The following is an 11,129-nucleotide window of genomic DNA, read 5'->3' on the forward strand; positions in this document are numbered from 1 at the left end:
CCAGCGCCCGTCGCTTCACCCGCCCAACAGGGCACAACCCACGCCGGAAACGAACTCAAAACTGGATAGAAACTGGGGGCAAGGTCAGTGCCGGATCACTGGGAGGGAGACCTCATCCTTGGTCTTGGCAGCTCGGCGATCGGCACGCTGGTTGAGCGTACGACACGCTTCACGATGCTGCTGCGCATGGCGAAGCCCAGCGGATGAAGAATGGGCCTGCTCTCACGGGACACGGAGCTGAAGCGGTGCGCGATGCGATTACGCGCACCATCATCACCTTGCCCGAAGAGCTGCGTCGTTCGCTGACTTGGGATCAGGGAGCCGAAATGGCTCAGCATTATCGGCTCAAGATCGATGCGGGTGTCCAAGTCTACTTCTGCGATCTGCACAGCCCGAGCGTGGCACCAACGAGAACACCAATGGGCTGCTGCGTCAGTACTTCCCGAAGGCACCGACCTGAGCGTCCACAGCGCCGACGAGATCGCCGCCGTGGCCGCGGCCCTCAATGCCCGACCAAGAAAAACCCTGGGCTGGAAAACGCCGGCAGAGGCGCTTGACGAGTTGCTGTCGTGAGTGAGCACAATCGGTGTTGCGACGACTGCTTGAATCCGCCCATTATGCGTGCGGGGCCCACTCCGAACTTCTGCATCGCCGCGGCATCCAGGCGAGCATGAATCGGAGGGGGCCGAAGCCATCGATCCGGACTTCCACCTGTGGAGGTGTTGCACCAGGCGGGGCTGCGATCACTCGGACCATTTGGAGCCGTCCGAACATCTTCGGCAACGGCGTACCGTTCCGCTTTCCGAGCACCGGCGATGTCGGCGATGGACTGACCGAACATGGCATCCGCCTTGTCAAGGAATGCAAGGATCCTGATCGACCTGACGCATCTCAACGAGAAGGGCGTTTGGGACGTGGCGCGTCTCTCCGACGCGCCGCTGGTTTCGACGCATTCGAACGTTCATGCCATCAGCCCGCAGTCGCGCAATCTCATCGAAAAGCAGCTTGCCGCCATTCGGGAGACCGGGGGCTTGGTCGGGGTGTCCTACGTCGGGGGCCTCATCCGGCCCGATGGGCGTGGTGGGACGATCGCTCGATATGCTCATCGACCATATTGCCTATCTCGTTGACAAGCTCGGCGACGACAAGGTCGCCATGGGCTCGGATTTCGACGGGGCGACGGTACCGACCGGGATCGGCAGCGCCGCGGGATTGCAGAATCTGGTCGAAGCCATGCGTCTTCGCGGTTTCGACGAGCCGACGCTTAACACGATCTGCCACGGCAATTGGGTGCGCGTTCTCGCCAAGACCTGGGGCGGGTAGGAAAAAAGGGGACTTGTCGGTAGGCAACTCCGGTGGTCTGTGCCTATTTCAATCTCCTGCGGCCTTAGAGTGTAGATATTCCAATGACGAAAATATGGGATGGTTCAAGAAGGGCGGCGACCCGGAAAATGCCAAGCAACTGTTCCAGGAGGCCGGATATGCTGGCGAGAAAATCGTCATCCTCCAATCCCCGAGCTGGCCGGGTTCTGTCGCAAACCTGGAAATGGAATAGTTAACGGCCATTTCGGCCTGTCCGTCACGCAGCGAGGATATCGAACTGCTCGGAGATCAACGGACTGAGATTGTAGGCACGCCTGTCGCTTGCGCATCATATTGGATCACTCGATGCCGGAGAGGATAACCACGGCGCTCGCCTGCGACTCGAAACCGAGCATGGATCGAATGCGGCGTTTGATACGCCTGTGATCCTGTTCGATCCGTTTGTTGAGATACCAGCGTTTGCGGATGCGGATCGGCTTCAGTGGTCGCCGCGGTCGCTGCCGCAGGCGGCTTTCAGCGTCGCAGGAAAGGATCGTTCGTGATTGGTTGTGCCGTTGATGACGATGCGCCCCGGCTGGCCATGGCGCGCCAGCGCGAAGGAAGCGTTTGGCCGCCACCAGGTCACGGCTTTCGCTGAAGAAGAACTCGACCGTGTCGCCGAGGCTGTCTATGGCGCGATAGAGATACATCCATTGGCCTCGGACTTGATGTACGTCTCGACCATATGCCACTTGCTGCCGACCGCACGCTTGCGCCGGTTAAAGCGCTCCAGCAGCTGCGGCGAAAAGTGGGCGACCTAGCGATGCACGGTGGAGTGGTCGACCTTCAAGCCGCGTTCGGCCATCATCATCTCTTCCAGATACCGCAGCCTCAGAGAAGCGGTAGGCCGCCTTTGCCGCTGCCCAGTCGCTACAGGCCGCCGGGATCGGCTTGCCCGGCGCTGCTGACAGCTGATCCAGCAACTGCTGCAGCCGGATAAGGCGCTTGTCGGGAAGGGCCGCCGCGCAAAGCTTCCTGCCAAAGTGGCTTCGCTGCTGCTGGTCCTGTCTCGCATCCGCAACGCCTCCGTGATTCGGCGTCACAGACAGAATCACGGCAGATTCATACGGGCAATGGCCCGCCGACGATGTGGGTAAACGAAAGGGCCGTATGGATACCATTTTGTCGCAAGGTTTAGTTGATGGCTTCTTCGGCAAAGTCGCTGCTGGCCTGCAGTATCGTCTCGGATAGAAACTTCGCTGCTCGGGCCAAAGGCTCACGAAAGCTTTGTAGTTCTTCAAAGCTGACGCGGGCAACTGGTACCGACACACCAAGGCAAGCAATCAAAGTTCCGTCCGGGGCCAGAATTGGAACAGCGCACCCAACCACACCTTTGACGAACTCTTCGTTGGTCCGGGCCCATCCCTCCCTGCGGGTTTCCTCTAAACCAGTGAGAAGAGCATCAGGATCGGTTATCGTCCTGTCGGTATGCTGCTCCATACGCAGAGACCGAACCAGCTTTTCACGCGCCTTCACAGGCAGCCTGCTCATATAAATTTTACCAGTTGATGTACAATAGAGCGGCGCGCTATGCCCAGGGTCGAATTGTAGTCCTTGAGGGGGCTTAACGCGTACGCTGTCGACATAGACGACAGCATTGTTTCGCACGATACCAATTTCGCATTGTTCCCCGATTTCAGCTGCCACATTCTGAAGAACTGCGTGGCGTCGTGCCGTCCGAAAGGCGGAGCCAATCGTCTTACCCGCAAGCACGACCAAGGTGTTGCCGATAACGAATCGTTTCGTGCCCGCCGCACGCTGGAGCAGCCCGCGGGACTCGAGGTTGCTGATCAATCTATGGGCAGTTGGCAAGGGCAGGTCGAGATTCTTGGCAATGTCCGCCGCAGTAACCGCTTTGAGTTGAGTGGCCACAAAATCAAGGATTGCAAAGGCCCGATCCAACGGACCATCCGAATTGACGTTTAAGCTCATTAATGTCTCGCTTTGGAGGGAGAGCGTCCACATTATGCGAACAGATTTCCGAAAATCAATTAAGTAAGCGATCCTCACATTTGAAAATATCTGACAGAAATTCGAAACGCATCCACTATGAGCGCCTCAATCCCGCGTCTTGGTGGAATCAGTTCAGTTGTCGAATTGGAGTATTGAAGCCTCTCTTGTGAAAAGTGGATCATATTCCCGCGTGAGCTTTTCCCAGTTAGGCTGCAGGCAGCTGGTTCTGCTCGATCTCCTCACCGCGTATCAATCTGCGAGTTAGATGCGCAGCGGGAGTGCGCCTACCAAACGGCGGAACCCCAATATATTATCATTTTTCGGAATAAACAAGTGCGCCGAACGATATATAGTGGTGGACCGATAGTTTTTTTTACATATGACTGTCACTGCTGATCGCAGGCGAAAACTGTGCGGCGCGAAGGAACGGGGTGCGTGCAAATGACTTTCGTCTACGTATTGGGACGATAAGGACGTGGCTCACCCCGCGGCGAGGAGCCGCGACTAGCCGAATCGGAGAGATAGATGACGCAGTATTACGACGTTGAGGCGGTGAGGAAGCTGTTTCCTGTCGTCGAGAAAATGACCTATCTCGACTCCGGCTTCCAGACGCCGATGTCAGCGCCCGTCAAGCAAGCCTTTGAAGCTTTTATTAAGGAAAGTTATGAGACAGCTGGTCCGAAATCCGTGTGGATTGACCGCATGGAGGAAACGCGGGCCAAGGTCGCGATTTTGTTGAACGCGACCCCCGACGAAATCGCATTCACAAAAAACACGTCCGAAGCGATGAACATCGCCGCGAACGCTCTTCCGTTGAAGGCGGGCGACAATGTTCTGATGATCCATGGCGACCATCCCAACAACGCCTACGCATTCCTGAACATGAAGAAGAAGGGCGTCGAAGTCCGCTTCATTCCCATGACGGAGGTCGTGAACGCGGACAGCTTCCGTGCGCACATCGACGCAAACACCAAGGCGATTTCGATGTCGTATGTGGCCTTCCATACAGGCCACCGCTTCGATATCGAAAGCATCGGGGCGCTCTGCAAGGAAAAGAGCCTCTACTTCGTCATTGATATCATGCAGGCGGTCGGCGTCGTGCCGATCGATGCAAAGAAGGTCGGCGCCACCTTCATCGGCTCTGGCACGCACAAGGGTCTCCTGGTTCCCCAAGGCTTGGGCCTGCTCTATTGGGATCGCGCCCGCACGGAATTAGAGCCTGCGTATCTGGCGACAATCAGCCTTGAAAATCCGCCAGCGGACTTCATCGCCCGCCCTGACGACATGGCACCTGCTCTCACGGCCGGCCGCTTCGAACTCGGCAACTTCAACTTGCCCGCTATTCAAGGACTCGGCGCGGCTCTCGATCTGATCAACGAAATCGGCATTGACAAGATTGAGGCTCATTGCGGCGATTTGGGCGACAGGCTCATAGCAGGACTGGATGCCCTCAACATCAAGCTTGTTGGCCCCCGCGACCGTGCCAACCGTGCACCGCATATCTATGTCGCCGCGCTGCCAGCCGATGAATGGATCGACTACTTTGCCACCAAGGATGTGCGCGTGTCGCCCGAGCGCGATGGCGTTCGCATCTCCCTTGCCATGTTCAACACCTCTTCCGACATCGACCGCGTCCTGGACGTCATCAAGGAGCGCGGCAATGCGGCCGGCCGCTCCCCAAAGGCCGCCTGATGCTTCTCCCCCTTGTCAGGGCGTGTGGTGTCACCAGCATGCCAGGAACCGGCAATGTGCTTCTCTCGAAGGTACGGTTCGACGATCTGCAAATCACGCGAGTATTATCGTGACGGAGGCTTCACAAATCGAACGCATTGAGAAAGACCCGCTTGGCCCGGTAAGCATCCCGGTCGATGCGTACTATGGTCCTCAGACGGCGCGGGGCATCGCCAACTTTCCCATTTCGGGTATAAGAATCAGCCATTTTCCGAACTTCATAAAGGCGCTTGCCTACGTCAAGATGGCAGCGGCGCGCGCCAATGCCGCGCTCGGCGATCTCGACCAACAAAAGGCCGATGTCATCTGCCAAGTCTGCGAGGAAATCACGGCCGGCAGGCACCTTGGCGAATTCCCGCTCGACGTATTTCAGGGCGGCGCCGGCACCTCGACCAACATGAACATCAACGAGGTCATCGCCAACCGCGGCTTGGAGATCATGGGACTGCCACGGGGAAAATACGACAAGCTACATCCCAACAACGACGTGAACTTCGCTCAGTCGACAAACGACGTTTATCCGACGGCGATCCGCCTTGCGATCCTTCTTTCACGCGGGGCGTTGCAGCGAGCTTTGGAGCAGCTCGCAGACGAGTTGGAGGCAAGGGCCGAAAGCTTCTCAGCCGTAATCAAGCTTGGCCGGACACAGTTGCAGGACGCCGTTCCGATGACTCTGGGCCAGGAGTTTCAGGCTTTCGCGACGACGCTGCGCGAAGATGTAGCCCGTCTCGGTGAGATTGCCGCCTTCTTCCATGAAATCAATCTCGGTGGCACGGCGATTGGCACGGGCATCAATACGAACCCTGATTATCAGGCGGCAGCTGTCAGGGAGTTGCGCTCGATTTCCGGCCTGCCCGTCATCTCGGCCGGAAATCTGATCGAAGCCTGCTGGGATACCGGCGCCTTCGTGCTCTTCTCTGGAATGCTGAAGCGGACGGCCACGAAACTCTCGAAGATTTGCAACGATCTGCGGCTGCTGTCCAGCGGCCCTCGTGGCGGCCTGAACGAAATTAATTTGCCGGCGCTTCAGCCCGGCTCCTCGATTATGCCCGGAAAGGTCAATCCTGTAGTGCCCGAGGTGGTCAACCAGGTCGCCTTCCAGATCATCGGTTACGATGTCACGATCACTCTCGCCTCCGAAGCGGGGCAACTTCAGTTGAACGTGATGGAACCGGTCATTGCGTACAACATACTGCACTCGCTCGAGCTCCTGACCAATGCCGTCGATGTGCTGCGCACGAAGTGCATCGTGGGCATTACTGCCAATGCAGAGACTTGCCGCAAACATCTCGAAACCAGTACCGCCGTCGCAACAGCACTGACGCCAGCGATCGGCTACGAGCGGGCAGAGGAGCTTGCGAAGGAGGTCCTGGCTTCCGGCAAAACTATTCGCGAAGTCCTGGCCGAGCAGCCCGACCTTTCGGAGGATTTAATCGCGCAAACCGCCGATCCGCACCTTTTGACCCGGCCAACGCGATCACGATTGGCATCGTAAAACAGGCCAGAGATCGATCGACTGTTTGCGGTGAGAGCCGCTCAAATCACCGGCAATTTCAAAAGGGAGCCAACGTGAAAAGCAGAGCTGCGGTCGCTTGGGAACCAAATAAACCCCTATCTATCGAAACCGTTGAAATTGGCAGCCCGAAGGCTGGCGAAGTACTGGTGGAGGGCGACGGGCGTCTGCCACACCGATGCCTATACTCTTTCGGGTCTCGATTCCGAGGGTAAGCTTCCGGCTATCCTCGGTCATGAGGGCGCGGGCATCGTTCGTGAAGTGGGCCCTGGCGTCGTGACGTTGAGGCCCGGCGATCATGTCATTCCGCTCTACACACCGGAATGCCGCCAGTGCAAAACCTGCCTCTCGCAGCGTTCCAATCTCTGCACGTCCATCCGGGCCACGCAAGGGCTCGGGCTTATGCCGGACAAAACGACACGCTTTTCCTTCGATAGTGGCGAGATCTTCCACTACATGGGATGCTCGACCTCCTCCAACTTCACCGTCCTGCCGGAAATCGCGCTTGCCAAGGTCCGCGAAGATGCGCCTTTCGACAAGATCTGCTACATCGGCTGCGGCGTCACAACGGGGATCGGCGCGGTGATCTACACCGCGAAGGTTCGCCCTGGCTCGAACGTTGTTGTCTTCGGTCTCGACGGGATTGGCCTCAATGTCGTTCAGGGCGCACGCATGGTTCCGCTGACAAGATCATCGGCGTCGAAATCAACCCTGCCAAGGCCGAAATGGCACGCAAGTTCGGCCTAACCGACTTAATTAATCCCGAAGAATCGGCAACGAAAAGGTTGTTCAGGCTATCCAGGACCTGACTGACGGCGGCGCGGATTACTCTTTCGACGCAACTGGCAATGTCAGCGTAATGCGCCAGGCACTCGAATGCTGCCATCGTGGATGGGGAGAATCCATCATCATCGGCGTGGCGGAAGCCGGCAAGGAAATCTCCACCCGTCCGTTCCAACTTGTTACCGGCCGCGTCTGGAGAGGTACGGCCTTCGGCGGCGCCCGTGGGCGTACGAATGTACCTAAGATCGTCGACTGGTACATGGAAGGCAAGATCAACATCGATGACCTGATCACGCACAAGATGCCGCTTGATGAGATCAACACGGCATTTGATCTGATGCACGAAGGCAAGTCGATCACGTTCCGTGAGCGTCTATTGACCGCTGATAAGAGCCCGTATGTCGCGGGAAAACCCAGGAGGAAACCAGGAGCGTTCGACTTCTTCATCCTTTGATCCAGAACGGCCTTCGCAAAGGCGACAGCAATCATGCAGGCGGCATTCTTGCCTGCAAATGCACAGATCGACCTGTTAAGGTCAAAGTCTCGTCCGGGATCGCCCACAACCATGCTTGCGGCTGCACAAAGTGCTGGAAGCCAGGTGGCGCTGCGTTCTCCGTCGTGGCCGTGGTCCCGAGCGAAAGCGTTTCGGTCGTCGAAAACGGCGACAAGCTCGCTGTCGTCGATCCCTCTGCCCTTATCCAGCGCTACGCGTGCATGGAATGCGGCATACATATGTATGGTCCGGTAGAACGGGATCACGCCTTCAACGGTCTATCCTTCATCCATCCGGAGCTGTTCGACAACGGCAAATGGCCGGAGCCCGGTTTTGCCGCTTTCGTGTCTTCGGTAATCTAAGGCGGTGTCGATCCCTCGGAGATGGATGGCATCCGCGCAAAACTGAAGGATGTGGGGCTCGATCCCTATGATTGCCTTTCGCCGGCGCTCATGGACTATCTCGCCACATGAACGGCAAAGAAAAAACGGTATCCTGCAATGACCTTTGGTGACGGGCCGGATTTACTCCGGCCCTCCTTCAACCCAGACAGGGCTGCGACTGACGTATATTTGCCGTTGTGGCCACGATCGCGACCGGTCTAACCATATCAAGTGTGGATCTGACGGTTTATCTGGCCGATCTTCTCGTGCCCTGGCGTCGCTGCGATGCCGGGAACGGATTACGACCCGCGACAACTTCCGGATCGCTACGACCCATGACTTTCTCATTTATCGGAAACAATTGGCCGAAACGATAAGAATCAATTAGACGGGCCTGTGCCTGCCTGCCATCTTTAAGCCGTCCAAGCCCAAGCGTAGCCACGGGATCAATGGAAGGTGGACAACTGAAGGGCGGTGCTCAATGCCTACTTCGCCCTGCGGCCTTTAGAGCGGAGATGGCCGTGGGCGAATAAGCAGCCGTAACTCGCCCGCGGATGAAATAACATTCAACATTACACTAAAAAGGGGAATGGAAATGACAATCTCTAGACGCACCCTCATTAAGGCAGGCATTGCCGCCGGAACGGCTTTATCGATTCCGTCGGTCGTGCGGGCGCAGACGGCTTCAAGCGGCGCACGGACGGTGCACATGGGGCTCGGCGGCGACCTGTCCGGCTTCGATCCGATCTTCTCGACGGGGACCGAAGTCGCCGATCATGGCACGGCTATTTACGAAACGCTGTTCGCGCTCGACTCGAAGTTCATGCCGCAGCCGCAAATGGTCGGGAAATGGCACGTTTCCGAGGACAAAAAGACCTATACGTTCGAGCTTCGAGATGGCCTGGCCTGGCACGATGGCACACCGGTCACCGCCGCGGACTGTGTCGCCTCGATTCGGCGTTGGGCTCAGGTGGCCGCCGGTGGGCAGCTAATCATGGAGCGTGCCAGCGACATCTCCAACAAGGACGACAAGACTTTCACGATCGCGCTCAAGGAGCCCTTGGGATTTCTCATTGATTTCCTGGCGGATGTTGTGCCGCCGATTCCATTCATCATGCGAGAGAAGGACGCCAGTCGCCCGGCGAGCGAGCAGGTCACAACGAAAATCGGATCGGGGCCGTTCAAGTTCAATGAGGACCTGGCCCGGCCGGGTGCCAGCTACACTTACGATCGCGACGAAAAATATGTGCCACGTAAGGAGCGGTCCGACGGGTTGGCCGGCGGAAAGATCGTCAACGTCGATCGTGTCGTCTGGAATGTTATCGCCGACCGGCAGACGGCGATTGCCGCGCTGCAAGCAGGTGAGATTGATTATTACGGCAGTCCGCCGTCCGATCTTTACCCATTGATCGAGAGTGATCCCAATCTTCAACTCGACATTCTGGATAAGGGAGGCCGGGACGTGATCTTGCGCATGAACTTCCTCCAGCCGCCGTTCGACAATGTCAAGGCGCGCCAAGCGATGCTCCACCTGATGGATCAGGGGGCATTGATGCGCGCCGGGGTCGCCGACCCAAAATACATCAAACCCGTCACTTCGATATTCGGTCAGGATACGCCCCTATCCAACGACGAGAACACGGGATGGTACAAGAAGGGTGGCGATCCGGAAAAAGCGAAGCAGCTATTCCAGGAAGCGGGATACGCCGGTGAAAAGATCGTCATTCTCGATCCGACCGATTGGCCCCTTGTCGACAATATTTCGCAGTTTCTTGCGGCCTCGCTGCGGAAGGTTGGCATCAATGCAGAGCTCGCGCCGATGACCTGGGCTGCGCTGACTTCGCGTCGGGCGAACAAGGGACCCGTTGAGAACGGCGGCTGGAACGTCCACATCACGGATGATTCTGAATATTCTTTAGGGAATCCGCTCACGAATACCGTCCTAGCCGCAAATGGCGATAAGGCATGGTACGGTTGGCCGAAGAACGACGAATACGAAGCGCTGCGGGTAAAAATGGCACAGGTCGCAACGCTTGACGAGCGCAAGGCGCTCGCCCGCAAAATGCAAGGGATCTGGTGGGACTTCGTCGGTGATTTGAGATTGGGGAAATCTGTCAACCCTATCGTGCGCCGCAAGACGCTGACTGGCCTCATCCACATGCCGCAGATCGTCCCGATGTGGAACATGCAGAAAGCTGGGACGTAATGTTAGCCTACGTTCTACGCAGATTGGTTTCGGCCATCGCCGTCATGGCGATGGTCGGGATCTTCGTGTTCCTGCTCCTCAGGCTGGCGCCTGGCGATCCGGCGGCCATGATCGCGGGCAAGTCGGCCACGGCAGAGATGATCGCCGGCATCCGCGAAAAGCTGGGCCTGAACGATCCTATGCCAGTTCAGTTCATGCGGTGGGTGCGCGACATGCTCGGCGGCGATTTCGGCATCTCAATCTTTGCGGGACGACCGGTTCTTGAGCTCATCTCACAGCGGCTTGAACCAACCCTTTCCCTATCGATCCTGACGATGATCCTTTCGGTGTCGGTCGGGGTCTCCTGCGGCATCCTTGCCGCGTGGCGAACTGGCGGGCTCAACGACCGCCTCCTCGCGGCCTTTTCGGCACTTGGTTATTCTGTCCCGGTCTTTGTCATCGGCTATTTCCTCATATACTTCTTCGCCATCAGGACACACTGGCTACCGGTCCAGGGATATGCGCCGATCGATGGTGGCCTCGGGCCTTGGTTTGTCCACCTGATCCTGCCCACCCTGGCGTTAAGTCTCGGTTATATCGCGTTCATCGCGCGGGTCGCGCGGGCGAGCATGCTCGAGGTCTTGTCGGAAGACTATATGCGAACAGCCGCTGCCAAAGGCGCTTCGTCCTATGCAATGCTCTTCCACCATGCCTTGAAGAATGCCG

The 11,129-nt window shown here is 57.7% G+C and carries 10 protein-coding genes and 3 pseudogenes; 10 read left to right on the forward strand and 3 right to left on the reverse strand.

Annotation, left to right across the window (positions count from 1 at the left end; genetic code table 11):
* Positions 1-81: 81 nt before the first annotated feature.
* From NKJ35_RS30325 to NKJ35_RS30340, 4 genes and pseudogenes are all read left to right on the forward strand, one after another.
* Positions 82-573, forward strand: a pseudogene (locus NKJ35_RS30325) (IS30 family transposase); the annotation flags it as partial.
* A 266-nt stretch (positions 574-839) separates the two neighbouring features.
* Positions 840-1,130, forward strand: coding sequence for a membrane dipeptidase (locus NKJ35_RS30330; RefSeq protein ID WP_352651298.1), 291 nt, complete (start codon positions 840-842; stop codon positions 1,128-1,130).
* Positions 1,099-1,323, forward strand: coding sequence for a membrane dipeptidase (locus NKJ35_RS30335; protein ID WP_352651300.1), 225 nt, complete (start codon positions 1,099-1,101; stop codon positions 1,321-1,323). The genes NKJ35_RS30330 and NKJ35_RS30335 overlap by 32 nt, the downstream gene beginning before the upstream one ends.
* A gap of 94 nt (positions 1,324-1,417) precedes the next feature.
* A complete protein-coding gene (locus NKJ35_RS30340; RefSeq protein WP_352651302.1) occupies positions 1,418-1,555 on the forward strand; it encodes a hypothetical protein in 138 nt (45 codons plus the stop codon).
* 106 nt (positions 1,556-1,661) lie between these two features.
* Here the strand turns inward: NKJ35_RS30340 and NKJ35_RS30345 are convergent, their stop codons facing one another.
* The 3 genes from NKJ35_RS30345 to NKJ35_RS30355 all read right to left on the reverse strand — a co-directional run bounded on the left by NKJ35_RS30345 (position 1,662) and on the right by NKJ35_RS30355 (position 3,294).
* A complete protein-coding gene (locus NKJ35_RS30345) occupies positions 1,662-2,012 on the reverse strand; it encodes a DDE-type integrase/transposase/recombinase (RefSeq protein ID WP_352651304.1) in 351 nt (116 codons plus the stop codon).
* 69 nt (positions 2,013-2,081) lie between these two features.
* Complete coding sequence (locus tag NKJ35_RS30990) at positions 2,082-2,483, reverse strand: IS4/Tn5 family transposase DNA-binding protein (protein ID WP_502904695.1); 402 nt, start codon at positions 2,481-2,483, stop codon at positions 2,082-2,084.
* A 13-nt stretch (positions 2,484-2,496) separates the two neighbouring features.
* On the reverse strand, positions 2,497-3,294 hold the full coding sequence (locus tag NKJ35_RS30355) for an IclR family transcriptional regulator (RefSeq protein WP_352651306.1): 798 nt from the start codon (positions 3,292-3,294) through the stop codon (positions 2,497-2,499).
* Between the two features lie 546 nt (positions 3,295-3,840).
* Here NKJ35_RS30355 and NKJ35_RS30360 point away from each other — a divergent pair.
* The 6 genes and pseudogenes from NKJ35_RS30360 to NKJ35_RS30385 form a co-directional block, all read left to right on the forward strand.
* Complete coding sequence (locus tag NKJ35_RS30360; RefSeq protein WP_352651308.1) at positions 3,841-5,007, forward strand: aminotransferase class V-fold PLP-dependent enzyme; 1,167 nt, start codon at positions 3,841-3,843, stop codon at positions 5,005-5,007.
* A gap of 109 nt (positions 5,008-5,116) precedes the next feature.
* Positions 5,117-6,541 carry an aspartate ammonia-lyase gene (locus tag NKJ35_RS30365; protein ID WP_352651309.1) on the forward strand — a complete coding sequence of 475 codons (1,425 nt, stop codon included), beginning with the start codon at positions 5,117-5,119 and terminating at the stop codon, positions 6,539-6,541.
* A gap of 74 nt (positions 6,542-6,615) precedes the next feature.
* Positions 6,616-7,700: pseudogene (locus tag NKJ35_RS30370) on the forward strand (S-(hydroxymethyl)glutathione dehydrogenase/class III alcohol dehydrogenase); the annotation flags it as partial.
* Positions 7,701-7,792: 92 nt separating this feature from the next.
* A pseudogene (gene gfa, locus NKJ35_RS30375) lies at positions 7,793-8,308 on the forward strand (S-(hydroxymethyl)glutathione synthase).
* A gap of 505 nt (positions 8,309-8,813) precedes the next feature.
* Positions 8,814-10,424 carry an ABC transporter substrate-binding protein gene (locus tag NKJ35_RS30380; protein WP_352651310.1) on the forward strand — a complete coding sequence of 537 codons (1,611 nt, stop codon included), beginning with the start codon at positions 8,814-8,816 and terminating at the stop codon, positions 10,422-10,424.
* On the forward strand, positions 10,424-11,129 hold a 706-nt coding region (locus NKJ35_RS30385; protein ID WP_352651311.1), incomplete at its 3' end, for an ABC transporter permease. The genes NKJ35_RS30380 and NKJ35_RS30385, both read left to right, overlap by 1 nt.

The organism is Mesorhizobium sp. M0136, from assembly GCF_040322515.1.
In the GTDB taxonomy this organism is placed as follows: Bacteria; Pseudomonadota; Alphaproteobacteria; order Rhizobiales; family Rhizobiaceae; genus Mesorhizobium.

Bases quoted from the DNA above. Each gene is read 5' to 3' on its own strand.
- NKJ35_RS30355 (WP_352651306.1), bottom strand. From the start codon at position 3,294: ATGAGCTTAAACGTCAATTCGGATGGTCCGTTGGATCGGGCCTTTGCA.
- NKJ35_RS30990 (WP_502904695.1), bottom strand. From the start codon at position 2,483: ATGGTATCCATACGGCCCTTTCGTTTACCCACATCGTCGGCGGGCCAT.
- NKJ35_RS30330 (WP_352651298.1), top strand. From the start codon at position 840: ATGGCATCCGCCTTGTCAAGGAATGCAAGGATCCTGATCGACCTGACG.
- NKJ35_RS30345 (WP_352651304.1), bottom strand. From the start codon at position 2,012: ATGTATCTCTATCGCGCCATAGACAGCCTCGGCGACACGGTCGAGTTC.
- NKJ35_RS30360 (WP_352651308.1), top strand. From the start codon at position 3,841: ATGACGCAGTATTACGACGTTGAGGCGGTGAGGAAGCTGTTTCCTGTC.
- NKJ35_RS30380 (WP_352651310.1), top strand. From the start codon at position 8,814: ATGACAATCTCTAGACGCACCCTCATTAAGGCAGGCATTGCCGCCGGA.
- NKJ35_RS30335 (WP_352651300.1), top strand. From the start codon at position 1,099: ATGCTCATCGACCATATTGCCTATCTCGTTGACAAGCTCGGCGACGAC.
- NKJ35_RS30340 (WP_352651302.1), top strand. From the start codon at position 1,418: ATGGGATGGTTCAAGAAGGGCGGCGACCCGGAAAATGCCAAGCAACTG.